The 25,433-nt window shown below is 37.2% G+C and carries 22 protein-coding genes; 11 read left to right on the plus strand and 11 right to left on the minus strand.

The genetic code is table 11. From position 1 onward, the window contains the following. Positions 1-187 precede the first annotated feature (187 nt). The 3 genes from AC6H0V_RS00175 (at position 188) to AC6H0V_RS00185 (ending at position 3,107) form a co-directional block, all read left to right on the plus strand. Positions 188-859, plus strand: a complete 672-nt coding sequence (locus AC6H0V_RS00175) for an LA_2272 family surface repeat-containing protein (RefSeq protein WP_497561677.1) — start codon at positions 188-190, stop codon at positions 857-859. A 105-nt stretch (positions 860-964) separates the two neighbouring features. Then, the gene (locus tag AC6H0V_RS00180) at positions 965-2,062 is read left to right on the plus strand and encodes a fatty acid desaturase family protein (RefSeq protein WP_497561678.1); all 1,098 of its coding nucleotides are present in this window, start codon (positions 965-967) and stop codon (positions 2,060-2,062) included. After that, the gene (locus AC6H0V_RS00185) at positions 2,052-3,107 is read left to right on the plus strand and encodes a fatty acid desaturase family protein (protein ID WP_497561679.1); all 1,056 of its coding nucleotides are present in this window, start codon (positions 2,052-2,054) and stop codon (positions 3,105-3,107) included. The genes AC6H0V_RS00180 and AC6H0V_RS00185 overlap by 11 nt, the downstream gene beginning before the upstream one ends. A gap of 156 nt (positions 3,108-3,263) precedes the next feature. On the opposite strand, the gene AC6H0V_RS00190 is transcribed toward AC6H0V_RS00185, so the two are convergent. Beyond that, positions 3,264-3,455, minus strand: a complete 192-nt coding sequence (locus tag AC6H0V_RS00190; protein WP_497561680.1) for a hypothetical protein — start codon at positions 3,453-3,455, stop codon at positions 3,264-3,266. Between the two features lie 309 nt (positions 3,456-3,764). Next, on the minus strand, positions 3,765-4,346 hold the full coding sequence (locus AC6H0V_RS00195; RefSeq protein ID WP_497561681.1) for an RNA polymerase sigma factor: 582 nt from the start codon (positions 4,344-4,346) through the stop codon (positions 3,765-3,767). Positions 4,347-4,605: 259 nt separating this feature from the next. On the opposite strand from AC6H0V_RS00195, the gene uvrA reads away from it, so the two are divergent. The 5 genes from uvrA (at position 4,606) to AC6H0V_RS00220 (ending at position 11,783) form a co-directional block, all read left to right on the plus strand. After that, a complete protein-coding gene (uvrA, locus tag AC6H0V_RS00200) occupies positions 4,606-7,410 on the plus strand; it encodes an excinuclease ABC subunit UvrA (protein ID WP_497561682.1) in 2,805 nt (934 codons plus the stop codon). Between the two features lie 146 nt (positions 7,411-7,556). Then, the gene (locus tag AC6H0V_RS00205) at positions 7,557-8,171 is read left to right on the plus strand and encodes a LysE family transporter (protein WP_497561683.1); all 615 of its coding nucleotides are present in this window, start codon (positions 7,557-7,559) and stop codon (positions 8,169-8,171) included. A 469-nt stretch (positions 8,172-8,640) separates the two neighbouring features. Beyond that, positions 8,641-10,242, plus strand: coding sequence for a sensor histidine kinase (locus tag AC6H0V_RS00210; RefSeq protein WP_497561684.1), 1,602 nt, complete (start codon positions 8,641-8,643; stop codon positions 10,240-10,242). Next, positions 10,233-10,985 carry a LytR/AlgR family response regulator transcription factor gene (locus AC6H0V_RS00215; RefSeq protein ID WP_497561685.1) on the plus strand — a complete coding sequence of 251 codons (753 nt, stop codon included), beginning with the start codon at positions 10,233-10,235 and terminating at the stop codon, positions 10,983-10,985. Before AC6H0V_RS00210 ends, AC6H0V_RS00215 begins: the two co-directional genes overlap by 10 nt. 120 nt (positions 10,986-11,105) lie before the next feature. Beyond that, the gene (locus tag AC6H0V_RS00220) at positions 11,106-11,783 is read left to right on the plus strand and encodes a phosphatase PAP2 family protein (protein WP_497561686.1); all 678 of its coding nucleotides are present in this window, start codon (positions 11,106-11,108) and stop codon (positions 11,781-11,783) included. Between the two features lie 90 nt (positions 11,784-11,873). Here AC6H0V_RS00220 and AC6H0V_RS00225 read toward each other — a convergent pair whose 3' ends face one another. From AC6H0V_RS00225 to AC6H0V_RS00260, 8 genes are read right to left on the minus strand one after another with little or no spacing between them, the layout of a single operon-like run. After that, positions 11,874-12,479 carry a YdeI/OmpD-associated family protein gene (locus tag AC6H0V_RS00225; protein ID WP_497561687.1) on the minus strand — a complete coding sequence of 202 codons (606 nt, stop codon included), beginning with the start codon at positions 12,477-12,479 and terminating at the stop codon, positions 11,874-11,876. Positions 12,480-12,494: 15 nt separating this feature from the next. Next, positions 12,495-12,710, minus strand: coding sequence for a cation:proton antiporter regulatory subunit (locus AC6H0V_RS00230; RefSeq protein WP_497561688.1), 216 nt, complete (start codon positions 12,708-12,710; stop codon positions 12,495-12,497). Positions 12,711-12,729: 19 nt separating this feature from the next. After that, positions 12,730-13,722, minus strand: coding sequence for a bifunctional riboflavin kinase/FAD synthetase (locus tag AC6H0V_RS00235; protein WP_497561689.1), 993 nt, complete (start codon positions 13,720-13,722; stop codon positions 12,730-12,732). A gap of 13 nt (positions 13,723-13,735) precedes the next feature. After that, positions 13,736-14,596, minus strand: coding sequence for a YitT family protein (locus AC6H0V_RS00240; RefSeq protein ID WP_497561690.1), 861 nt, complete (start codon positions 14,594-14,596; stop codon positions 13,736-13,738). A 10-nt stretch (positions 14,597-14,606) separates the two neighbouring features. Continuing rightward, positions 14,607-15,344, minus strand: coding sequence for a tRNA pseudouridine(55) synthase TruB (truB, locus tag AC6H0V_RS00245; RefSeq protein ID WP_497561691.1), 738 nt, complete (start codon positions 15,342-15,344; stop codon positions 14,607-14,609). After that, positions 15,344-16,138, minus strand: coding sequence for an undecaprenyl-diphosphate phosphatase (locus tag AC6H0V_RS00250; RefSeq protein ID WP_497561692.1), 795 nt, complete (start codon positions 16,136-16,138; stop codon positions 15,344-15,346). Before AC6H0V_RS00250 ends, truB begins: the two co-directional genes overlap by 1 nt. A gap of 5 nt (positions 16,139-16,143) precedes the next feature. Then, positions 16,144-16,371 carry a DUF3098 domain-containing protein gene (locus AC6H0V_RS00255; protein WP_497561693.1) on the minus strand — a complete coding sequence of 76 codons (228 nt, stop codon included), beginning with the start codon at positions 16,369-16,371 and terminating at the stop codon, positions 16,144-16,146. Further along, positions 16,371-17,249, minus strand: a complete 879-nt coding sequence (locus AC6H0V_RS00260; protein ID WP_497561694.1) for a cell division protein FtsX — start codon at positions 17,247-17,249, stop codon at positions 16,371-16,373. The genes AC6H0V_RS00255 and AC6H0V_RS00260 overlap by 1 nt, the downstream gene beginning before the upstream one ends. Positions 17,250-17,484: 235 nt before the next feature. Here AC6H0V_RS00260 and leuS point away from each other — a divergent pair, with 235 nt between their 5' ends. Together leuS and AC6H0V_RS00270 are read left to right on the plus strand one after the other, a co-directional pair. After that, positions 17,485-20,340 (plus strand): leucine--tRNA ligase, encoded by a 2,856-nt coding sequence (gene leuS, locus AC6H0V_RS00265; protein ID WP_497561695.1) that lies wholly within the window; start codon positions 17,485-17,487, stop codon positions 20,338-20,340. Between the two features lie 298 nt (positions 20,341-20,638). Then, entirely contained in the window at positions 20,639-23,032 is a 2,394-nt protein-coding gene (locus AC6H0V_RS00270; protein ID WP_497561696.1) for a TonB-dependent receptor, read from the plus strand. Positions 23,033-23,236: 204 nt separating this feature from the next. Here AC6H0V_RS00270 and AC6H0V_RS00275 read toward each other — a convergent pair whose 3' ends face one another. Beyond that, complete coding sequence (locus AC6H0V_RS00275) at positions 23,237-24,868, minus strand: ABC transporter substrate-binding protein (RefSeq protein ID WP_497561697.1); 1,632 nt, start codon at positions 24,866-24,868, stop codon at positions 23,237-23,239. A 44-nt stretch (positions 24,869-24,912) separates the two neighbouring features. On the opposite strand from AC6H0V_RS00275, the gene AC6H0V_RS00280 reads away from it, so the two are divergent. After that, a complete protein-coding gene (locus AC6H0V_RS00280) occupies positions 24,913-25,368 on the plus strand; it encodes a hypothetical protein (protein ID WP_497561698.1) in 456 nt (151 codons plus the stop codon). Positions 25,369-25,433: the final 65 nt, after the last annotated feature.

Below are 25,433 nucleotides of genomic sequence, written 5' to 3' on the forward strand. Positions count from 1 at the left end.
AATATACAATTAATTTATATGATTTAAGATTAAATTATTCAGTTTAGTAATGATTTTGGATAAATATTTACTTATAAGTCAGAATTTTAATCACCATTAGAAAATTATCAAATTCATAATGTCGTAATAGGATTAATTGCCAGTTGTGGATATTTTAATTTTACGTTGGAACTAAAAAAAAAAGAAAATGAAAAGAATATTTATCACACTACTGCTAATCAGCTACTGCTGTTTAGGGGCCGAGGCTCAGATTAAAAGGAAAAGCTATTTTCCTATCTGGACCTATCAACAAAAAGATATAAATGTTAATGGCCTTTCTGTTGGACTAGTATCGGGATATGAATTTAGAGGCACCAATACTAATGGAATCAAATTAGAAGCGATAGGAACGGGCATATTATTGCCATTATTTCCTAAAGACCCAATGGAGACTGATCTATTAACCGGAGGAGATTATTCTGAGCGGATCAACGGATTGAGCTTGTCTGCAACAGGAACGATTTGCAACTGCTTAATCAATGGGCTGAGTGTTGGCTGGATTGGTCAGTTGGTAGCCAAGGTGAATGGGATTTCGGTTGTACAAGGTTTAAATATGGTTTTTGAGCACAACGGAGTTCAGATTGGAGGTTTAACGAGGAGCAACGTAATGAATGGCATTCAATTAGGGATGCTTAATGAAGCCATCCAAGGAACAGGTACCCAGTTGGGTCTGTATAATTATTTGGAAAAAGGGAAGGGCGTGCAAATCGAAATCTTTAATAAAGCAAAGCAATTTAAAGGCGTACAGCTTGGCCTTTGGAATGTAAACCAAAAGAGAAAGACACCTCTAATAGGATGGAATTTTAAAGATAATATCTAAATACCAGCTGATCTGGAGTAATCTACGGTTGTTTCGACCTGCAGCTTTAATAGCTTTTAAGACCTTAAAAATACGTTCATCAAACCATTCAATTTAACCCAACCCATGAAAAAATTAAAATTTACACCCGACGAAGGGACTGCATTTTATAAAGAACTGAATGAATTGGTGAACCATTATTTTACTATACATGATTTGCAAAAATCAGGTAACCATAAAATGATTATCAAGATCTTTTTTTTCTTTGGCCTAGACCTTTTCTTCTATTTATTGATGATTACAAGTGCCTCTTTGATTGCTTTTTATGCCTTTTACATCTTAATGGGAATTGCTGTATTATTAACTGCCTTTAATATTTCTCATGATGCAGCGCATGGAGTGGCGGTTAAAAGTAAGTTTTGGAACGAATTTCTTTTTTCGTTAAGCTTCAATCTTTTGGGCAATAATGCCTATGTATGGGGCAAAAATCATGTGGAGTCGCATCATCTATATACCAATGTTGAAGGTAGTGATATTGATGTGTTGAATAATCCCCTGGTACGGATGACCGAAAGTCAGCCTTTGCATTGGTATCATCGCTATCAACGAATTTATATTCCTTTCCTCTATTTGTTTTATACCATTAACTGGTTTTTTTTAAGGGAAACACTGATGCTTTTTAAATTTTCTAGCAGAACGATAAAAATCAATATTCCTCCTCTGGAGGCCTTTAAATTGATCGGGTATAAATTTTTTTACATCGGTTACATGATTGTGATTCCCATCTATATTTTGCCTTTTGGATGGGCCAGTATAGGGATTGCTTTTATACTTTCACATTTTATCATTTCTATTCTATTTGTTGGTGTGCTTACGGTTGCACATCTTTCAGATTTCGTAGCACATCCAATGCCCAATAGCCAAAATAAATTAAGCATGAGCTGGCCTAAACTCCAAATGGTTACCTCAGTTGATTATCACGCCGAAAGCGCCTTGCTTAACTTTTTAATTGGTGGCTTTAATGCGCATGCTGTTCATCATTTATTGCCAAACGTTTCTCACGTACATTACCCTAAACTGGTACCTATTTTTAAACTTCTTGCCAAAAAGCATGGGCTTAACTATATGAACATGTCTTACCTGGAATCACTTCGATCACATTTCAGGTTTTTGAAATTAATGGGTACACAAAAATCGTTTAAATCCCTACGTTATGAAAGATAAACATATTCACATAGCCGCCGAGAGTACACTGCTGAAGGCAATTTATGCGCAAGTAGCTGACGAAATACAAACTGGCGATAATAAATTTATAATGCTGATTTTAGTAAAATTTACCTTTTTTTGTTCGGGTACTTTTGGGCTTTATTATCTGCTATATACCATAGAAAATCCCATGGTTTTTATAGGGTGTTTTGTTGGATACGGATTTATGTCCTTATTATTTGCCTTCAATTTCTCCCATGATTTTTCGCACAATACCATTTTTAAAAGCAAAAAATTAAATAATCTTTGCTTTACTTTAATCTATACGCTCGTAGGTGCCCACGCCGAAGCCTGGAAATCGCGCCATATCAATTCACATCACTATGCGCCAAACGTAGAAGATTATGATTCCGACCTTAAGATTTCAAAGATTATTCGAGTAATTCCGGGAAGCGAATATTTATGGTTCCATAAATATCAGCATTGGTACGCCCCAATTGCCTATACCACCTATTCGCTGTTCTGGGTATTTATAAAAGATATAGTAATTTTGCTTGAAAAGGACGAGAACACCGCCAAAAAAAGAATTGGTTATCATCTCTCGTTTTGGTTCCAAAAAATAGCCTATGTTATAATCATTCTCGTACTGCCACTTTATTTTAGTTTGCAACCTTGGTATATTGTTATTGCTGGTTTTATAGCCATGCATTTGATGCAATCCCTTTTTTTATTGTTTACTTTTTTTATGACCCACCACGTGGAGGGCTTGGACTACCCAACTACCAACGAAAGGGGATACATCCAGTGCTCGTGGCTCATGAACCAAGTAAAAAGCTCAAATGATATGCATCCATTTAGTAAAACGGCAAATTTTATTCTTGGCGGATTTAATAATCATATTGCACACCATTTATTTCCTCACTATCATCACATCCACTATCCAAAAATCAGTAAAATTCTGTACCGATTGTTACAAGAACATGGGGTGCAACCCAATCAGACTTCCTATTTTGGGGGAATTAAGTCACATTTCAAATTGTTGAAAAGAATGGGAATGGGATAGGTTTTTAGCTGTACTGGCTATTAGAATAGTAGTTGCTACGGTAAAGGAAGACCAATCGACCCACTAATGAACTAATGAAACAATTGCATTGATGAAAAATTGAAGGAAGAACCCAATTAAAAAGCCCATCAAATCTAATTTGATGGGCCTTTGTGTTTACTTCTGCTTGCTATAAGCCAAAATCTTATCGATGGTTTCATCTGATGGATTTTTGATCAGCTCATTTAGTTGAGGTTTAATGCTGTTATAAAACAAAGCGTCTTGTTGCTCTGCCTCATCTACAGCCTTTTCTTCTGCAGCAATGTTGGGGAAGTTTACAATGTGATTTGGAGTAGAGGTTTTTGTCATACGCAATAGGAAATATTTTAATTAGGTTTTTAAAAATAAACGTATTTGCGGATATTTTATTTCATAGGCAAAAGAAAATTTCCTTTTTTTCCAAATTAAATTTCCTAAAACGTTTTTCTAGACAAAAAATGAGGATTTTAGACGCAAAGAGCCAATTTCTAAGGAGTTACATCAAAATAAATGGAAGCGTAACAAATTTGTTATATAGCAGGGGGAGAAGGGCAAAGGGCATAGAGGCAAGCCGGGTGTTTAAAAATCTCCACTCCCAACTCATAACTCGACTCCAGACCAATGACTTTCGGCTAACGATTATTTAGGACTAACCTCCTTAACCTTCATCATTTTACGCAGGTTGCTTAAGGCATACCTCATTCGGCCCAATGCGGTATTGATACTCACATCGGTTAGATCTGCAATTTCTTTAAAGCTTAAATCTGCGTAATGGCGCATAATTAGCACCTCTTTTTGCTCGTCTGGTAAAAGATGGATCATCGCTCTTAGGTCAACATGTGTTTGCTCACGTAATAAGCGATCTTCTGCACTTTCTTCGAACACTTGCAAAAGGTTAAGCACATCGGTCCCATCGGCACTTGTTATTACCGGAGTGCGTTTTTCGCGGCGGAAGTAATCGATTACCAGATTATGTGCAATACGCATAACCCATGGTAAAAATTTGCCTTCCTCATTGTATCTACCACCACGTAAGGTATTAATAACCTTAATCAAAGCATCCTGAAAAATGTCTTCGGCTAGGTATTGATCCTTAACTAATAAATAAATGGAGGTATAAATTTTTGATTTGTGTCTTCGTAGTAATTCTTCTAAAACAGATTCCTCTCCGTTAAGATATAACTTCACCAAATCCTGATCACTATACTGCTGTAATTTCATAGGAGCGTATACTAAAATCTCTCTTTTTATTAAAAAATAAATAAGTAGCTGTTTTAATCTATAGCTTGTCTCCTTGTTTTTAAGATGTTGGTTTCTAACTTGTGTGAGTTATCACATACAAAAGACGTATTTTTTTTTAATAATCCAATAATAAATATGTTAAAAAATGTAAAATTTTGTAAAAGCCACTTTATTTTTGACACTGTTAAAACGAAAGTCGTAATTTTGATTTTTAATATCCAAGTCTAGAAAGCGGTAAATGAGCAAGGAAATAGAGAAAGATCCACATAAAAACATCATCATTAAAGGCGCAAGGGTACACAATCTTAAAAACATTGATGTAGCAATTCCAAAAAACAAATTAGTTGTTATCACAGGTATGTCTGGTTCCGGCAAATCTTCTTTGGCTTTCGATACACTATATGCCGAAGGTCAACGCCGCTATGTGGAGAGTTTATCTTCGTATGCACGCCAGTTTATGGGCAGAATGAATAAACCTGATGTAGATTATATAAAAGGTATTGCCCCTGCCATTGCTATTGAACAAAAAGTGATAACATCTAACCCACGTTCAACAGTGGGTACTTCTACAGAAATCTACGATTATCTGAAGTTACTCTTTTCTAGAATTGGTGTAACTTATTCGCCAATATCAGGTGCCATTGTTAAAAAAGATTCGGTAACCACTGTGGTGGATTATATTATAGGATTAGGCAATGATAGTGTAGTTACGATCTTCTGTCCCTTGCATCCCCATAATAATCGTTCAATCAAGGAAGAGTTAGCTGTATTGCTCCAAAAGGGATTTTTGCGCGTTTATTTCAAAGGTGTTATTGCCAAAATTGAAGATGTTCTAGAAGATAAGGACGTTCAGGATATCGAACTTACGGATACCACAACCATACGCATCTTAATTGATAGAATTGTGGTAAACGAAGAAGAAGAAACGATAAGCCGCATTGCCGATTCGGTACAGACTGCATTTTTTGAGGGAAAAGGAGATTGCTTTGTAGAACATAAGGAGGAACAAGTATTTTTCTGTGATCGTTTCGAACTAGACGGCGTGAAATTTGAAGAGCCAACACCTAATTTTTTCAGTTTTAACAATCCTTATGGTGCCTGTAAAAGATGCGAGGGGTATGGAAATGTGATTGGCATTGACGAAGACCTTGTTATTCCTGATAAAAGCAAGAGCATGTACGATAATGCCATTGCTCCATGGAGAGGTGAAAAAATGAGTGAATGGCTTAAAAGATTTATCAAAAATGCAGATAAGTTCGATTTTCCCATCCATCGCTCGTATAGCGAATTAACTGAAGCGCAGGAGCGTTTAATCTGGACCGGAAATAGTTACTTTAATGGTCTTGACCAATTTTTTAAAGAGTTAGAAGAGCAGACCTATAAAATCCAATATCGGGTAATGCTATCACGCTATCGCGGTAAAACCGTTTGCCCTGATTGTAAAGGTACTCGCCTGCGCAAAGATGCATCCTATGTTAAAATCAATGGTAAATCGATATTGGATATGGTGTTGATGCCTTTGGATACCATTCTTCCTTTTTTCGAAGGCCTGCCACTTTCTACAACCGAATCAAAAATAGCGAAACGCCTATTAGCAGAAATTACCAATAGAATTTTATACCTAAATAATGTTGGTTTAGGATATTTAACACTTAATCGATTATCAAATACGCTATCTGGCGGCGAAAGTCAGCGGATAAACCTCGCCACTTCATTAGGAAGTAGCCTAGTTGGATCAGTTTATGTATTAGACGAGCCGAGTATCGGACTGCATCCACGTGATACACATAAATTAATTGGCGTATTAGAATCACTTCGAAATGTTGGGAATACCGTTTTGGTAGTAGAACATGAGGAGGAAATGATGAAAGCTGCCGATTACATCATCGATATCGGTCCAGAGGCAGGAACACATGGCGGAAACCTTGTGTTTAGCGGGACGTTGAAAGAAATTATCAAAGATGACAAATCGTTAACTGGAAGGTATCTAGCGGGGAAAGAATCCATCCCGGTTCCTACAAAAAGAAGAACCTGGAAAGATCATATCCTAATTAAAGGAGCAAGAGAGAATAACCTAAAAAATATAGACGTCAAATTTCCCTTGGGGGTTTTTACCTGCGTAAGCGGTGTTTCAGGCTCTGGGAAAACAAGTTTGGTAAAAAAAATCCTCTATCCCGCACTTCAAAAAGCAATTGGTAATTATGCCGGTGAACAAACGGGCTCTTATGATGGTATTTTTGGCAACATCGATCTTGTTAGTCAAGTAGAAATGGTGGACCAAAATCCGATTGGCCGCTCGTCACGTTCAAATCCGGTGACGTACGTTAAAGCTTGGGATGATATTAGAGCTTTATTTTCGGCCTTGCCGGCTGCAAAGGCAGGTGGATTAAAACCAGCGGCATTTTCATTTAACGTAGAAGGTGGCCGTTGCGACGTGTGTCAGGGCGAAGGCGAAGTTAAGATCGAAATGCAGTTTATGGCCGATATCTATTTGCCATGCGAAACCTGTGGAGGAAGAAGGTTTAAGCAACAGGTTTTGGATGTAACCTATCAAGATAAAAACGTTGCTGATATCCTAGATCTGACCATTGAAGAGGCTGTAGAATTTTTCTTGAAAGAACCCAAAATATTGCAAAAGTTAAATCCTTTATTAGATGTAGGTCTGGGGTATGTGCATTTGGGACAATCATCCAACACCTTATCGGGAGGAGAAGCACAGCGGATTAAATTGGCCTCTTTCTTAATCAAGGGCAATAATGCGCATAAAACCATGTTTATTTTTGATGAGCCAACAACGGGCCTGCATTTCCATGATATTAAAAAGTTATTGAAGGCATTAAATACCTTGATCGAGCAAGGAAATACAATTTTGGTTATTGAGCACAACATGGATATGATCAAATGTGCCGATTGGGTAATCGATATCGGTCCAGAAGGTGGAGATAAAGGTGGCAATGTGGTTTTTGAGGGCAAGCCAGAAGATTTAGTGAATGAAAAAGGTTCGTATACGGGTCAATTTTTAAAAGCTCATTTGAACCATTAAAACTAAAAATCGTTAAATCTATTAAAAATGATTATTTTAATTTGATGAGACATCTAACCATCAAAAACATAATATAATTAGAGGAAATAGTATCTTAGTAAAATATGCTCTTTATAACCTTAATTATAGGCGTCTTATTAAATGCAATGGGTTATATTCCTCCTGGGAATATAAATCTTACTGTAGCGCAGCTTACGATCAATAAGGGAATGCGCCAAGCCCTATATTTTATTCTTGCATTTTCTTGCGTTGAGGTTTTTTTTACATTCGGTATGATGCGCTTTGCAAGATGGGTATCCAGTGACGTAAATATCAATTCGAATATTAGTGATGTGAGGTTGGGTACCTATGTAGATGCCTTCATGATCATGCTTTTCATTATTATGGGGACAATTACTTGGATCAACCGGAAAAAAGTGCCCAAGACCAAAGCCGAAGATAATCGAAGCAAAAAGGGAAGCGTTTTTTATGGCATGTTGCTGGGCGTCTTAAATCCGGTCCAAATTCCATTCTGGCTATTTTTTGGCAATTATGTAATCTTACACGAATGGATCCGTACCAATTATTTATCCTTGGTTATTTTTAGTTTGGGCTCTGGTATGGGCTCGGCCTTGGCTCTATATGGTTATGCTCATTTTGCACAATACATTCAAGAGAAATTTGCGCTGAGCAGTCATATCATTAATCGATCTATAGCCTTGTTTTTATGGGCACTAGCATTGTATTTAATTATTAAGCAAACTGTGATCTATTGTGATTAAATTAGATTTAGGAAGTTTGCAGGTGCGAAAGCCAAAGAAACTTCGCAAATCTATGATTTTTCTTCTTTAGAAAAGCACGGGCAGTGGTACTTGGGAATGATAGTCCGGCTTTACATTCCAATCTTTTACAACCTCGTAGGTTCTGTAGAACCTACGAGGTTGATACAAAGTATTTCCATTTCAATCCGGTTTAGCCAACAAAAGGCAGTGCAGGTAACAAGGGTTGCATAATTTACAAATTGCGATACAATCGCAGTGTTCAAGCATCCGCGTTTCAAACGCGGACGAGGGTGATATTCGTAAATGTTCGAAGAAAAATCGATGAAAGCATAGTTGTCAACGTAATAAACGGCGAAGCCCAATTCTATCCTGCTCCCCACAAATACTAATTGATAAGTTCTATTTACTATTTTACGGTTTTTATTGCCAAAAATTTAGAAGAGGTTTAGATATAATTAAACCACTGTGTATGAAAAAATCATTCCTTGTTATTGCGCTATTCGTTTTATCACTTTGTGCATTTGCGCAGAAGAAAACAAACAAATATTTGGTTGATGAGTTTGGCAACCCGAATCATTATTCTGTATTTGCACCATGGTCTAAATGCAACATTTTATTGTTAGTAGACGGAGGAACAAAAAGGATTGATCCGTTTATAAACCTCGGGGAGCTAAGTAATTTAGTTTACCTAGAAGGGACAAAACAAATAGAATTAGAAAGCCGAATTCATAAGGATAGTTTGAAATATTACAGGTATTCTATTATAGAAAATGATACAAATTATTTAGTAAAGGATGCTATTCCGAAAAAAATAAAATTTGAATGGCCGGATGGAAGTGATCATCCCGGTTATTTAACTCTAGATCTAGGTGTGTATAATAATTTCGATAAAAAATTTACCGTACAAATGTATTACACCAAGGAAAATCGGAAAATTAACACAGTTGTCATTTATAATAAAAAAATAGTTCCCGCAGTAATCTCTTATGTCTCCGTTTTTACTGATAAAAGCTATAATTATATAGGAAATGCATTTAAAAGTGGGGACACCATTAAAAATGATAGCTCTACTAAATATGTTATGGTGGTAATAGAAAATAATGACCTTTCATTCGCTTACGATATAGATTTAATAAGTAAAGAGCTAATGAGGGGGGTGAGCGGGAAATGGAAATATGTAGGGAAGGGAATGGTTGGCTTTGAAATAGATGCAAAATATTTTAAGAAACCTGGAGACTATGAAATAAAGATACAGCCAAAACTTGGGTATGATCTTCAAAAAAATATTGGCAGATATCAACTTAATATTTCCAAATTTAGGTTTGTAGTAGCCAAAGGTGATGAAAAAACCTTCAAAACCCGCGAAGTAATCATCCTAGGCATAGTTACCGCAGCTATATTCGGAGCCATATTAGCCGCAAGTTTGGCTTTTCTCAAAAAGAAAAACCAGCAAAAATTGTTTTTTTCGCAACAACAGAAAGATATCATCAAAATGCAGTTAAATAGCATTCGCTCTCAGCTCAATCCTCATTTTATGTTTAATGCTTTAGCAGGCATCCAAAACTTGATGAATAAAAATAAGACGGACGAGGCCAATACCTACTTGGGCAAATTTGCCCGGTTAACAAGAAATGTGCTCGATCAAAAAGAAATGGTGAGTTTGGCCGAAGAAAAAGAATTATTAACCGACTACCTGCAAATGGAGCAGTTCCGTTTTGGTTTTGCCTACGAAATAGAGTTGGCCGAAACGATCGATTTAAATATCGAAATCCCTTCGATGCTGTTACAGCCTTTTGTAGAAAATGCAATAAAACACGGCATCGCATCCAAATTAGATAAAGGACATGTCAAGGTTTCATTTGCCACCCAAAACAAAGATCTAATCCTTTCGATAAAAGATAATGGGACAGGATTTGATACTTCGCAACTATATGAAGGCCTGGGTTTGCAACTCAGTAAAAACAGGATATCTTTATTAAATTCAATTTACACTACCACACCTTTTCTATTGAACATGAATTCTAATGAAAATGGAACAGAAATTATCATCACTTTAACCCAATGGCTGTAATGCGTGCGCTATTAATCGATGATGAACGGGCAAACCTCGAAAATCTAGCAATTTTATTGGCTAAACATTGCCCAATGGTAAAAATAGTTGGACAAGCGCAACGTGTAGATGAAGCAATTGATTTGATTAGCCTACAACAACCTGATCTGTTATTCCTAGACATTCAGATGGGAAAATACTCCGGATTTGACCTCTTAACCCAGCTTTCTGAAAAATCGTTTGAAGTAATTTTTGTGACGGCCTATGATCAATATGGAATTCAGGCAGTAAAATTTGCTGCGCTAGATTATTTATTAAAACCTGTAAATCCGGATGAACTTGTAAATGCAGTGGTTAAGGCCGAGCATCGTTTTAAAAATAAACTAGAGAATGAACAGTTGGGTTTTTTACTTCAACAACTTAGAAAAACAGAAGCTAGAGTTCCCAAAATAGCTCTTCCCCAGCAAAATGAAATTAGATATGTGGCAATTAGTGATATTCTACGGTGTGAAGCTGATAATACCTATACTTTCTTCTTTTTAATTAGTGGAGATAAAATTCTCGTCTCAAAACCGCTTAAAGAATACTCGGATTTATTAAAACCACATGGATTTTTGCGAACGCATCAAAGCCACTTAATTAACCCCAATTTTGTAAAAAGTTGGCTAAAAGAAGATGGTGGAATGCTATTATTGAAAAATGGAGATAAAATTCCCGTGTCAAAACCTAACCGAGAGGGTGTGAAAACTATCTTGGGAAAATAATCACTGATAAAATACTATTCCTCATGGTTTTACGTTTTGTTTTTGTCGCAGTTGTTTTATGTAACTTTTCTGTTATCTTAGAAGAGACATCCCCCCTCATAAGCAATTAACAAAAAGCTAATGCAAAAAACAATTCAGCCACTGGTGTGGGTTGCCCTACTATTTTTAAATTTTACAGCTTATGGTCAGGGATCAGACAGCTTGATCAACAATTTTAAGAAAGTTAATTCACCACCTTTACATTCACCAGTAAACAGGTATATCATTCCAGCCCTATTTATTACCTATGGGGCTATTGCACTGGGCAGAGGCGAACTAAACGAGCTCGACATAAGCACAAGAAATGAAATTAAAGAAGATCATCCCAATTTTATAGCCCACCTTGATGATTATCTGAAATATGTGCCCTTAACCACAGTGTACAGTTTAGATTTAATTGGAGTAAAAGGAAAGCATAATGTAATAGACCAAACGGCGTTGATGATGTTGAGCCAAGGTTTAAATATAACTGTTGTGACAAAGCTTAAAGCTTGGACCAAGCGTCTTCGACCGGATGGAACAAGCTATAATTCCTTTCCTTCGGGACACACTTCTACTGCGTTTGCTGCAGCTGAATTTCTAAATCAAGAATTTAAAGGCGTATCCAGGTGGTATGGGTATGGTGGATATTTAGTAGCCACAGCCACTGGAATATTGAGAATTTACAACGACAGGCACTGGGTAAGTGATGTAGTTGCTGGCGCTGGATTTGGAATTCTATCCACTAAATTTACCTATTGGGGTTTATCCTTATCTTAAAAGAATTATTCGCCCATTTTTAAGAGAACAAATAGTTGCAGTTCCAGTATATCATGAGGGTATAATTGGAGCAAATATTGTTTGGAAACTTTAACGTTGATATTTCCAATGCCGAGGTTTACCTTCCGTAAGCCACTCAATTGTGGTCTCGGTTCTTTTTAACCTAGTTGCTTCAGTTTTGGCTTCGGTAATCCATTCCAGGTATTCTCTTCGGTGCGACGGGCTAAAGCTTTCAAAAGTCTGTTTAGCTTGCGGATTTTTATCCAATGCAGTTGAGAGTTCAATCGGAACTTCAATAGCTGCTTTTACGGCTGTGGGTGCTTTTTTGAGCTTTATGCCAGCTTCATCAAGCTTCAATGCTTCCAATATATACTCAGTTAGGATTTTATCAGATGGTAAATCTTCTAAGGTGCCAATTCGTCCTAATTGACCCATTGCGCTCTCTTTTTCTCCAAATAATTGATAAGGATCTGCCATCAGCGATGCTTTCCAAAAACCGAAGGCACAATGGGCTTTAAAAGATGCCATAGAACATATGGTTTGATTATGCACAAAATGCGGAAAACTCCATTTCATGGTTTCATTGATTAAGGGAGACGCTTCATGAACCAATTTTCTTATGTGGTTTAAGATTAGTTGTGCAAAGGGGGCCGACTTCGCGATGTAAACATCTACGCGTTCATCATACTTTTTCATATGGTTAAATTTTACTTATTTCAATAAGTCAGGTATTTTTTTATTATTTCCCACTATCCAAACAATATCGTCATTTTCAAATATCAAATTAGAATCTGGATTTAAAATCCTTTGGCCATTTCTTTCAATACCCACTACAAGTCCCTGGGTTTTTCCTCTAATACCGGAACTTCTTATGGTCTGCCCAAATACAGGAGACCTGCTATTGATCACAATTTTTTGCAATGACATATAGCTTTGAGGCACTTTCTTACAAGTCAGGATTTTCCTTGAAGAAATTTAACGAGTCGATCTTATCTTGATGAAGTTGAACCGTTAAGGCTTCCAGTCCAGTAAATTTCACATCGTGACGAAGGAATTCCAAGAAATTCATTTTAATGGTCTGACCATATATCTCTTCATTAAAGTCGAATATATTCACTTCAATATTTCGTGTCATCCCATTAATGGTTGGGCGCTGCCCGATGTAGGCCATTCCACGATAAGTGGAGCGCGGAGCGCGGAGCTTGGAGCGTTGGCCAGCACTCTCTGCCCCATTCTCCATGCTCATTTCTACGGTTACTACATAGATCCCATCACTGGGAATGAGCTTATAGGTTTCTTCTACAAAAATATTTGCGGTTGGAAATCCGATGGTCCTTCCAATTTTATCTCCTTTAATCACGGGACCACTAATCGAAAAGTGATAGCCAAGGTATTTCGCGGCCAATGCTACATTTCCCGTTAACAAGGCAGTTCGTATTTTAGTTGAACTTACGGCTACATCATTAACGTCCTGCTCAGGGATTTCTTCAATGGTATAATTGTATATCTTAGAAAACGCGATCAATTCGGCCATAGTGCCTTTTCTGTCTTTACCAAAACGATGGTCGTAACCCACAATAATCTGTGTGGTCCCAATGGTATCTATTAATATGTTCTTGATATAATCGGCTGCGCTTAAATTTGAAAAATCTCTGGTAAAAGGAATAATGATCAAATGATCAACACCCAGATCTTCTAAGATTTCGGCTTTTTCTTTAATGGTATTGATCAGTTTAAGGTCTTGGTTTTCAGGATCAATAATCATCCGCGGGTGCGGGAAAAAAGTTAAGATTACGCTCTCACCACCAGAAGATTTGGCCAGTTCGCATAAACGTTTCACTATTTTTTGGTGCCCATAGTGTACGCCATCAAATGTGCCGATGGTAACAGTGGCATTTTTTAATTTCTTGAAATCTGTAAGGTGATGGTATATCTTCAAAACGAAATAGGAATTAATGTAAAGCTTGGCGTTTAACTACGCCTCCTTTAATATCGGCAATTTGTTGTTGTACAACAAAGGCATCAGGATCTATTTGTCTAATTTCTGATTGCAGCTTACTCATTTCGAGTTTCGTAACCACCGTATAAATAATGTCAATATCCTTCTTTTCCAAATATCCACCTTCGCCTTTATAAATGGTGACGCCTCTTTTCATGTCATTGATAATGAAATTTTTAATTTCATCATTTTTGTCAGAAATGATCGTTACGCCAGTATAAGCTTCCAATCCGTTAACTATAAAATCTATGGTATTTGATGCTGATAAATAGGTTAATATCGCATATAATGCAGTTTCAATGTTTAAAAAATATGCCGCAAAAGCAAAAATTATAATGTTTAAGATAAGGATGATATTTCCTACTGTTAACATGCTATTTCTACTGATATAAAGGGCCAATACCTCCGTGCCATCAATAACGGAACCACCACGCATGGCCAATCCAATGCCGCCTCCCAAAAAGAATCCACCAAAAAATGCGATCAGTAGTTTATCATGGGTGATGGGATGAAAAGGTAAAAAAGTTAAGGCAAAAGAAAGTGCCGTTATCGCAATCGTGGTTTTGATCGCGAATCCAGTCCCAATCTGTTTGTATCCCATTATTATGAATGGAATGTTAATGAGCACGATTAGATAGGATAATTTCCAACCGGTTAATGTGCTAACCAAAAGTGAAATCCCCGTAACCCCTCCATCAATAAAATGACTTGGCAGTAAAAAACTCTTTAAACCAAAGCAAGCCGAAACCACTCCGCACATAATTAATGCACCCTCTTTGACCAATCGTTTGTTTTTATTCTTACTATTTGCCATGATAATTAGTTTAAGACTGTTTAATTGATTCCTGTTCCCGCTTAGTGCGAAGATACTGAACCAAATCTGCTACTTCAAATGCATTAGAAAGTAAAAAGTTGCCACTTCGGGTACGGGTTAATTTTGAAAGGTAAGCTGCGTTGTTTAATTGTTTCCCAAAATCAGAAACGAGTGAGCGGATGTATGTGCCCTTGCTACACACGATTTTAAAATCAACTTCAGGCAATTGTATCCGGGTTATTTCAAACTCGCTAACATTTACATATCGTTTTCTTAACTCAACTTCTTCCCCTAAACGAGCTTTTACATAGAGCCGTTCGCCATTAACCTTAACAGCCGAATGGGCAGGGGGATATTGCTCAATATCGCCCTTGAATGGTTGAGTAGCTTGGTATATCGCTTCATTCGTTAGCTTTTCGATCGGAAATTTAGCATCAACTTCGGTTTCCATATCAAAAGATGGTGTACTTGCACCTAAAACCATAGTACCGGTATATTCCTTTTCTTCTGCTTGGAAAGTATCAATTTTTTTGGTGAGCTTACCTGTGCAGATGATCAACAATCCAGTAGCAAGCGGGTCAAGCGTTCCGGCATGACCCACTTTTAGTTTTAAAGGTTTAAGTGAATTTCTGATTTTACCAACAACATCAAAAGATGTCCATTTATAGGGCTTGTTGATTAATAAAAGTTCGCCCTCGGCAAAATTGAAATTGGGAAATGATATCGTAGCACTATTGTCTTTAAGCATTAAAGTACATTAAGTTCTATGCCAGCAAAATATAGTCCAAGTATTAAAAGCCCAACTATAATTCTGTACCAGCCAAAAATACGAAATCCGTGTTTGGTTAAAAAATTGATAAATGATTTAATCGCAAAAATTGCTACAATAAAGGCAATGACATTACCAAAGAGCAATAATTTGATATTAGACGAATTGAGTAGTTCGTGGCCTTTTAATAATTTGTATCCTGTAGCGGCAAACATGGTGGGTACAGCTAAAAAGAATGAAAATTCTGCGGCAACAGTTTTGGTCAGCTTTTGCTGCATTCCCCCTAAGATGGTGGCGGCACTTCTGCTTAGCCCAGGAAGGGCAACGGCCAATACCTGAAATAATCCGATTTTAAATGCAGTAAGTTTGGTTATTTCAGTCTCAGTGTTTACTGTAGGGTTTTTAAAGAGCTTATCTACAAAGAGAAGTAGGATACCTCCACCTAATAACACACTCGCTATAAATATGGGGTTGCCCAGCTCTTTATCAATAAAATCATTTAATAGAAATCCAAACACTAATGCTGGAATTACTGCAATGATGAGTTTAATATAAAAATCGAAGCTGCTGAAATCGATAAATTTTTTCCAATACACAGCAACTACGGCTAAAATGGCACCAAGTTGAATGGCTACTGTAAAAAGTTTTACAAAATCATCTGTTGCAATTCCCATAATAGAACTGGCAATAACCATATGCCCCGTAGAAGAAATTGGCAAAAACTCTGTTAATCCTTCAATTATTGCAAGGATCAAGGCTTGTAAGAAATTCATTAAGATTACTTCTTTAAGATGGAGTAGATGCAGAAGCCAAAACCAAACAGCACAACCATTGGTGCAATTAAGGTTCTTCTGGTGTCGTAGATATCACCTGTTGTGCCGATCATCAATATAAAACCAAAAACTACTATAGCAATGCTGATTAAAAGCAATTGATAGTTCTTTCTGTTAAAGACCATTTCTGTTTTTTGCTCCTGTTTACCGGGAACTGAGTGTTTTTCTGTCATTATCTATAAAGATCGTAAAGTTTTAAACGTAAATACCTGCTAACTGCAAACCAAGTGCTTATTGCGGTAATGAAAATACCAATTACCAAGAGTGAACCAAATACAATAGCAAATTCGGTATAATTTCCTAATATGATGATTTCCTTAAGCTCTTTTTGAGCATAGGTTAACAGGCCCAACAATATAATTATGGCAATAAATGCGGCAATAATACCGTGCAGCGCAGCCATTAAAATGAAAGGTTTTCTAATAAAGTTTTTTGTAGCGCCAACTAACTGCATACTTTTAATTAAAAAGCGCTGCGAGAAAATGGCCAAACGGATAGTGTTATTGATTAATGCAATTGCAATAACCATTAAGATAATTGCAAAGCCTAATACAATAAGACTAATGGTACTGATGTTCGCATTTACATCGTCTATTAAAGAACTTTGATATACTACCTCTTTAACAATGGGGTTAGTGCTAATTTTTTTCTTGAGGGCATCAATATTTTGATTATTGGCATAATCAGCTTTCATGTATACATCTATGGTAGAGAGCAATGGGTTATAACCCAAGAAGTTAACGAAATCTTCGCCGAGATCTTTGGTCAAATTGTGTTGGGCCACTTCTTTGTTTACATATTGTGTTTGTTTAACTGAAATCGTATTGTTCAATTCTTTTTGAAAAGCCAAGATGTCTGTCTCTTTGGCGCCCTCGTCAACAATAATGTTTAACACAATATTTTCTTTTACATAGTTGGAAAGGTTTTTAGCATGAACTAAAATCAAACCCAACATACCCAACATCAACAAAACCAGGGCAATGCTGAAAATGGTAGAAATGTATATTGTTTTTGTCTTCTTAGCAGCCTCGCTTACTTCAAATTCTTCCATGTAGCTATGTTTTTGTTTCTGCGAAAATAAGGAAAGATAAGCAAAAACGTAAATAATATGGTTTTGTTTTTGCACAAAAGCCTAAATCTTGGGCAGCAAATTAACAAATCTTTGCCTAAAAAATAGCCGCTTAACAAAATTTAACTTTTTTAAGTTGGACAATCTTTTAAAGATTGTCAAACTATCTCAAACTAAATTTCCGTATTTTCGCGTCGTTTTAAGAAAGAGAAGATCAATGGATTATCAATTTAAAGAGATAGAGCAGAAGTGGCAGAAGTTTTGGGCAGAAAACCAAACTTTTAAGGCAGAAACAAATTCGAGCAAGCCTAAATATTACGTGTTGGATATGTTTCCTTATCCATCTGGCGCAGGTCTGCATGTTGGCCATCCACTTGGTTATATTGCTTCGGATATCTTCTCTAGATACAAAAGGTTAAAGGGTTTTAATGTGCTGCACCCAATGGGGTATGATTCTTTTGGTTTACCAGCAGAGCAATATGCCATTCAAACCGGGCAACATCCTGCAATTACTACCGAAGCTAACATTGCTACCTACCGGAGGCAATTGGATCAGATTGGATTTTCGTTTGATTGGAGCCGTGAGGTACGCACCAGCGAATCATCTTATTACAAGTGGACACAGTGGATTTTTATGCAGCTGTTTAACTCTTGGTATAATCTAGAGACAGACAGGGCAGAAGACATTTCGACTTTAATTGCCAAGTTTAATGCTGCCGGAAGTGCAACTGTTAAAGCTGTATGCGATGAAGATACACGTACATTTATGCCAACAGACTGGGCTACGTTTACTGACGAAGAAAAACAGCAAGAGCTCTTAAAATATCGTTTAACCTATCTAAGAGAGAGTACCGTAAATTGGTGTCCGGCATTGGGTACCGTTTTAGCTAACGACGAAGTAAAAGATGGCTTTTCTGAACGAGGTGGCCATCCAGTTGAACAAAAGAAAATGATGCAATGGAGCATGCGCATATCGGCCTACGCCGAACGCTTGTTGCAAGGCTTAAATACCATAGATTGGCCAGAACCGATTAAAGAAATGCAGCGCAATTGGATTGGTAAGAGCGTTGGAGCCAGCGTTAAGTTTAGCGTAGAGCGTTTCGCAATCAGTGATGATGCGCCAAACGCTAAACGCCATACGCCATACATTGAGGTTTTCACCACAAGAATAGACACCATTTTCGGTGTTTCATTTATCGTGTTGGCACCAGAACACGAATTGGTGCAAAGTTTAACCACTCCGGCACAGGAACAGGATGTTGCAAATTATATTTCCCAAACCAAAAAGAAGTCTGAGTTAGATCGCATGGCCGATACAAAAACAGTTTCTGGTGCTTTTACCGGAAGCTATGTGATTAATCCTGTTAACAACGAACGTGTACCGATTTGGATTGCCGATTATGTATTGGCGGGCTATGGCACCGGAGCGGTAATGGGCGTGCCAAGCGGCGATCAACGCGATTGGCTTTTTGCAACACACTTTAATTTGCCGATTATCCCGATCTTGGATGCGCAAAAAGACATTTCCATTGAAGCGGACCCTACCAAGGAAGGCCGCTACATCAATTCTGATTTCATCAATAATTTTGGCTATAAAGAGGCGGTTTCTTACTTAAACCATTGGTTGGAAAGAGAAGGAGTGGGTAAAGCTAAAGTAAATTATAGAATGCGGGATGCGGTTTTTGGTCGCCAACGCTATTGGGGAGAGCCTATCCCTGTTTATTTCCAAGAAGGCTTACCTTATTTGATTAAAGAAGAGGAATTGCCATTGGTGCTTCCAGAGATTGATAAATATTTACCAACAGAAAGTGGTGAACCGCCTTTGGGAAGAGCAACAAACTGGAATTACGAAAACCAGTACGAATACGAATTGAGTACCATGCCAGGTTGGGCAGGTAGCAGCTGGTATTGGTACCGCTACATGGACGCTCAAAATGATGACCAGTTTGCTTCCAAAGAAGCTATAGACTATTGGAAAGACGTTGATTTATATATCGGTGGTTCTGAGCACGCAACCGGACATTTACTGTATAGTCGTTTCTGGAACAAATTTTTGAAAGATTTAGGCTACGTAAATGAAGATGAACCCTTCAAAAAGCTGATCAATCAAGGGATGATCCAGGGGAGGAGTAATTTTGTGTATCGTGTAGTAGATGACGAAGGAAAAGGCACTAATACCTTCGTCTCTTATGGTTTAAGAAATGATTATAAAACTTCAGCACTTCATGTTGACGTTAATATCGTAGAAAACGATAAATTAAATATCCAGAAGTTTAGGGCGTCGAGGGATGAATATAAAGAAGCAGTTCTGATCTTAGAAGACGGTTCTATCTCCTCTCCAACTGAGGGAGGAAGGGAGGGCGCCGGATATATTTGCGGGGTTGAAGTAGAAAAAATGTCGAAATCAAAATTCAATGTGGTTAATCCAGATGTTTTGATTGAAAATTATGGCGCCGATACATTGCGCATGTACGAAATGTTCTTAGGACCGCTTGAGCAGAGCAAACCATGGAATACTAACGGTATTGAAGGGGTATTTAAATTTTTGCGCAAATTTTGGCGTTTGTTCCATAATGAAGAATGGACGTTTCATGTAGAAGATTCAATCCCGAGCAAAGCTGAACTAAAAGCATTGCACAAAATCATAAAAAAAGTACAGGATGATGTAGAAAGATTTTCGTTTAACACTTCGGTATCGAGTTTCATGATCGCTGTAAACGAATTAACCGATCTGAAGTGTAAAAACCGTCAGGTACTTGAAGATTTGGTACTGGTACTTTCACCATATGCACCGCACATATGCGAAGAACTATGGTCGTTATTGGGCAACACAGATTTGTCAAATGCCTCCTATCCAAAATTCAATCCAGCTTATTTAGAAGAGAGTGAGTTTGCCTATCCTATTTCTATAAATGGCAAGATGAAGATGAACTTAAATCTAAGTTTAGGCCTGGCCGAAGCTGAAGTTAGCTCAATGGTTTTAGCTAACGAACAGATCCAGGGCTATTTGGAAGGTAAAACTCCTAAAAAAATCATTTTCGTAAAAGGAAAGATTGTGAATATTGTGGTGTAGCATTGGCGCAAAGCGAATGTGTTTGATAGCCTTAACCACAGATGCGCAGATTAGAACATCCAAATCTGTGCATCTGTGGCATTATTTTGATAAAGGCAAAGGTATTGGGCAGTACGGCCTACCTTTCCTATTACATCTCTTTTCATAGAAATCCCTATCAGAGATTTTTCCTTATTCGTTCGCCGTGAAAAATACACCATTCGCCGTTCTTTCTTGTCAAATCATCAGAAATCAATAGGCTTGAATTGTAACAAAATCTATTTTTGAAGGACTAATATAAAACAAACGCAATAATACAATGAAACGAATTTTACTTTTATGTGCAGGATTAATAATCATGTTAAGTGCAAAAGCACAATTCCCTATGGGGGGTGCGCAGAAGACAACGGTTACCGGCCGTATAACAGCAATTATTATAGATTCACTAACTAAACAGCCAATTGATTATGCTACGGTTTCTTTGGCGAAAGCGAAAGATGGAAAAACGATTAATGGTGGGGTTACCGACGAAAAAGGGAAAGTGATATTAACAAATGTAGCGCCAGACGACTATAAATTATCAGTTGGATTTATGGGCTATCAGGCGAAAACCATGCTTATTAAAACCACCGCCGAACGTCCAGACAACAATGTGGGTACCATCAGTCTTTCGGCAACAGCCAGCCTTTTAAAGGAAGTAAATGTTGTGGGAACCAAGGCAGTGATCGAAAATAAAATAGATCGTATGGTTTATAATGCAGAAGCAGACGCCACAAATGCCGGTGGCGACGCAACTGATGTAATGCGTAAAGTGCCAATGCTTTCGGTTGATATTAATGGTAATGTTCAGTTACGTGGAAGTTCTGTACGTGTTTTAATTAATGGAAAACCTTCTGGTACAATGGCAAATAGCGTAGCTGATGCCTTGAAGATGCTGCCTGCAGACCAAATTAAAAGCGTCGAAGTGATTACCAATCCATCTGCTAAATACGATGCAGAAGGCTCTGGTGGGATCATCAATATCATTACCAAAAAAAGCAATGCTGAAGGAGTGAGTGGAGGTATCAATGCAACGACCGGAACACGCCAGAATGCTGGTGCTTTTAATTTAACTGCTAAAACTGGACGTTTTAGTGTAAATACTGCATTAGGAACTCAATTGGCCTATCCACAAGAATCAAGAGTGGTGTTTTTTAATCAGACTACGTTAAATAATGTAACAACAGGTGTTCTTCAAGATGGTCTGTCAGATTGGACTAGACAAGCCTTTAATGGTAGTTTAGGTTTGGACTACGACTTTAACGCTTACAATAACATTAGCACAAATGCTAAATATACTCGTTTTTACAATGGCGGTCCCGGATCTTCGGCTATTTTTAATAACAATGCGGCAGCTGGAAATATTGCCAGTAGTACAGATATGAGCAATGGAAATTTGGATTGGAACATGGATTACAAGTTAACTACCAAAAAGCCCGGGGAAGAATTTTCTATATCTGGACAGTTAACTACCGGCAAAAATACAAACGAATTTGTGAACGATTACAAAACTGCGTCTGGTACGCCACTTAGTTATATCGCAAGTAACAACGTTGGAGAAAATAAAGAGTACACTGCCCAAACAGATTATGTATATCCTTTTAGTAAAACGGTAACTCTGGAGGCAGGCGGAAAAGGTATTTTTAGAAATATCCAAAGTCAATATGGAGCAGGGGATGATTTTGATTATACCCAAAACGTTGGTGCAGCCTACAGTACAATTGCATTTAATTTAACCAAGAAAATACAGTTTAAAGGTGGTATTAGGGCAGAATACACGGATATTAGTTCTACTGTTGGTAAAAACGATTATTTTAATTTATTCCCTAGTGCAATTTTATCACAAACTATCAAAGGTACAACCACGTTAAAATTGGCCTATAATCGCAGGGTACAACGGCCAAGTTTAGCGTATTTAAATCCATTTCTAAATAAAAGCAACCTTAGTTTCGATTTTCAGGGAAACCCAGACTTAGCACCAGAGTTAAGTGATAATTTTGAGTTTGGTTATACTACTTATATTAAGGGCTCAATTATCAATGCCTCTATTTTTTATCGCAATACTCAAAATATCATAGAGGCGCTTAATAAGAATGTAGGCGGTCGAATTCTATCAACTTTCGAAAACGTAGGTACAACCGAGAGCTTTGGCTTTAACTTATTTACCTCTTACAATCCTCTTCCAAAATGGACATTGATGAGTAATATTGCGTTAAACACATATGAAGTTAAAAGTAGACCAGATATTCAGGGAATGAACGAAGGAACGTTTTTAAACTATAACTTCTTTATGCGTTCTGCAAATTCATTTAAAGGTGGCTGGAACTTAGAGTTTTTTGGTGTAGTTAATTCACCTCGTTATACCTTTCAAAGTAAAACCGAACCTATGTTCTTTTATGGTGGTGCAGTAAAAAAAGACATCCTTAATAAAAAAGGAACAATTGGTTTAAATGTTCTAAATCCATTAAAACGCGATTTACATATCGAAACAGTAACACAAGGGGAAAATAACTATCAAACCCAAAATATCTACTATCCTCTACGTTCATTTGGGTTAAACTTTAGCTATAAATTTGGGAAGTTGAAATTTACGGAGAAAAAGAAGATTAAAAATGACGATATTAAACAAGACCAAAACCAACAAGGTGGTCAAATGGGTGGTGTACAACAATAAAAAATAATGCCGCTTTAATTAAAGCCTCTGCCAGTTTTTGAGCAGGGGCTTTTTATTTAAAACTGGTAACACTGCGATCTTTTTTGCTTCGGCCAGGTCATAGCAATCCAAAAATGTAATCTAGCTAGGGCTAGGAAAGAACATTGTGAAGTCGTTATTTTTAATTGTTTTTATAACTTCCATTACCAATTTAACAATCTGTTTTTACCTCTTCTTCACTCTCTTCAAAATCATCAAACTCAGTGGATTAATGGGATACCCACTAATATTATTCTGTAGCATAACCACAGACTGATCATACAAAATAGGAACTACCGAAGAATGTTCCATGATCATGTTATCCATTTTATGATACATTTCATATCGTTTTTTAGCGTCACTTTCAAAATAGCTTTGCTCAAAAAGGCGATCAAACTCATCGTTAAAATAACCCGTATAATTTGGTCCGAAGGGTACCCGATTTTTTGAATAAAAAACAGATAGATAATTCTCTCCATCCGGATAATCCGCAATCCACGAACCCCGAAAAAAGTTTACTTCATTTTTAGACATCATATCTCTTAGGCTGGCACTCGGACTAACATCAACTTTTGCCTTAATACCAATGGCATTTAATTCGCCCTGAATAAATTCGATAATATCACGATAGGTAGTAGAAGTACTTAATGTAAGCTCGGGCATGCCTTTTCCATTGGGGTAACCAGCCTCGGCAAGTAATTTCATCGCGAGCGGAAGGTTATAGCTATATCCCTTTACTTTGGTGCTATCAAATCCTGGCATTCCTTTCGGGATAAAACCCGATGTAGCTGGCGTACCAACACTGTTTCTAAGGTATTTGATTAGCTTTGGTTTATCTATGGAATAATTGATAGCTTGCCTTACTTTTTTAAATCTTAAAGGCGAATTTTTTACAATGGTTCTACTTGTGTCTACCAAAATGCCTACGTATTCTGTACATAAATACGGGCCTTTGATCAATTGAAATTTACCCTTGTATTTGCTTGTCATTTTGCCGCTTTTGGTAAGGATATCATCGCGATAGCTGCCATCTACGCTGTTAAAAAAATCGAGTTCCTTTTTAATGAAATTCATAAAGGCACTTTGCTTATCACTAATGAAAGTAACTTTTACAGCATCCAGATAGGGTAGGGGTACATTACCATCTTTTTCCCAATAGTGTTCATTTTTTAGCAATACAAGAATTTCGTCTTCCTTCCAATATTTGAATTTAAACGGTCCGGTACCAACCGGGTGGTTCCTAAAATCCTTCCCATAATGTTCTACCACTTCTTTTGGTACTACGGAGCAATATTGTGCAGTTAAGAGATTCATAAATGCCGGGAAAGGTTTGAGCAAGCTAATTTGGAAGGTAGAATCATTTAAGGCTTTAAATCCACTTGCGTCTTTTACTTTATCACTAAAGATCCAACCTCCAGATGACGCCACTTTTGGATCTATTAAACGATAAAAACTATAGGCAAAATCAGCTGCAACCACTTTTCGGCCTTTGCCATTTTTAAATAAAGGGTGGTCCTGAAAATAGACATCATTACGAAGGTTAAACGTATAGGTTAGTCCATCATTGCTCATTTGCCATGTTTTTGCGATACAAGGAATGGTATTCAGGTCTTTATCCACTTGCACCAATCCATTAAAAATTTGATTGATCATCCAAATTGCATTCTGATTGCGTGCGAAGGCGGGATCTAAGGAGGTTACATTTTGATCAAGATTTATATTAAATACTTTTTTATGGTCGGTTTTGTCTTTCGACTGGCAAGAAATGAATGTGAGGACGATAAAAGTCCAAAATATGTTACTTATAATTCTACGCATCAGTTTAGGAATAGTATTTTTGTACAAATTAATAATAAATTCAGATGTCTTTTTTAAATGAGCTGATAAATAGTGAAAATGATGAGGTTTTACGGGAGGAATTGCACGAACGTGTAGAAATTGTTTCCCACAAAATCAAATTCATGGATAAAGTGCCTGTTGCTTGCCTTGATACATTCAATTTTCCGCATGTAGCATTGGCTGATGAAATTTATGCCGCTGGAGGGATTTTGGAAACCGATATTATAGGTGCAGTTTATTTGATCTATTATCAACCCGGTAAAACGTTAAACGATTTGATGCGTGAAGTACCTGCTTTGTTGGATCCGACTTGGCCAGCGGTAAAAAATGGCAGGATTATTTTACTAAATGACGATGTTCAAAAAACACGAACTGCTTCCAATGCGGTAATGTTGATAGAGGATTTCGCAGAAATGTTGCATCCAGGGTATTTTGTGTTTGGATACGAAGGGGATAAGTGGATTAGGTTTGGGATGTAAGAGGTGAAATGCCTGCCTGCCGGACAGGCAGGGAAGATGGAAGATGGAAGTCCGAGAGTCCGTTA

This window comes from Pedobacter sp. NO84 (genome assembly GCF_059703915.1).

Bases quoted from the DNA above. Each gene is read 5' to 3' on its own strand.
- AC6H0V_RS00175 (WP_497561677.1), top strand. From the start codon at position 188: ATGAAAAGAATATTTATCACACTACTGCTAATCAGCTACTGCTGTTTA.
- AC6H0V_RS00180 (WP_497561678.1), top strand. From the start codon at position 965: ATGAAAAAATTAAAATTTACACCCGACGAAGGGACTGCATTTTATAAA.
- AC6H0V_RS00185 (WP_497561679.1), top strand. From the start codon at position 2,052: ATGAAAGATAAACATATTCACATAGCCGCCGAGAGTACACTGCTGAAG.
- AC6H0V_RS00190 (WP_497561680.1), bottom strand. From the start codon at position 3,455: ATGACAAAAACCTCTACTCCAAATCACATTGTAAACTTCCCCAACATT.
- AC6H0V_RS00195 (WP_497561681.1), bottom strand. From the start codon at position 4,346: ATGAAATTACAGCAGTATAGTGATCAGGATTTGGTGAAGTTATATCTT.
- uvrA (WP_497561682.1), top strand. From the start codon at position 4,606: ATGAGCAAGGAAATAGAGAAAGATCCACATAAAAACATCATCATTAAA.
- AC6H0V_RS00205 (WP_497561683.1), top strand. From the start codon at position 7,557: ATGGGTTATATTCCTCCTGGGAATATAAATCTTACTGTAGCGCAGCTT.
- AC6H0V_RS00210 (WP_497561684.1), top strand. From the start codon at position 8,641: ATGAAAAAATCATTCCTTGTTATTGCGCTATTCGTTTTATCACTTTGT.
- AC6H0V_RS00215 (WP_497561685.1), top strand. From the start codon at position 10,233: ATGGCTGTAATGCGTGCGCTATTAATCGATGATGAACGGGCAAACCTC.
- AC6H0V_RS00220 (WP_497561686.1), top strand. From the start codon at position 11,106: ATGCAAAAAACAATTCAGCCACTGGTGTGGGTTGCCCTACTATTTTTA.
- AC6H0V_RS00225 (WP_497561687.1), bottom strand. From the start codon at position 12,479: ATGAAAAAGTATGATGAACGCGTAGATGTTTACATCGCGAAGTCGGCC.
- AC6H0V_RS00230 (WP_497561688.1), bottom strand. From the start codon at position 12,710: ATGTCATTGCAAAAAATTGTGATCAATAGCAGGTCTCCTGTATTTGGG.
- AC6H0V_RS00240 (WP_497561690.1), bottom strand. From the start codon at position 14,596: ATGGCAAATAGTAAGAATAAAAACAAACGATTGGTCAAAGAGGGTGCA.
- truB (WP_497561691.1), bottom strand. From the start codon at position 15,344: ATGCTTAAAGACAATAGTGCTACGATATCATTTCCCAATTTCAATTTT.
- AC6H0V_RS00250 (WP_497561692.1), bottom strand. From the start codon at position 16,138: ATGAATTTCTTACAAGCCTTGATCCTTGCAATAATTGAAGGATTAACA.
- AC6H0V_RS00255 (WP_497561693.1), bottom strand. From the start codon at position 16,371: ATGACAGAAAAACACTCAGTTCCCGGTAAACAGGAGCAAAAAACAGAA.
- AC6H0V_RS00260 (WP_497561694.1), bottom strand. From the start codon at position 17,249: ATGGAAGAATTTGAAGTAAGCGAGGCTGCTAAGAAGACAAAAACAATA.
- leuS (WP_497561695.1), top strand. From the start codon at position 17,485: ATGGATTATCAATTTAAAGAGATAGAGCAGAAGTGGCAGAAGTTTTGG.
- AC6H0V_RS00270 (WP_497561696.1), top strand. From the start codon at position 20,639: ATGAAACGAATTTTACTTTTATGTGCAGGATTAATAATCATGTTAAGT.
- AC6H0V_RS00275 (WP_497561697.1), bottom strand. From the start codon at position 24,868: ATGCGTAGAATTATAAGTAACATATTTTGGACTTTTATCGTCCTCACA.
- AC6H0V_RS00280 (WP_497561698.1), top strand. From the start codon at position 24,913: ATGTCTTTTTTAAATGAGCTGATAAATAGTGAAAATGATGAGGTTTTA.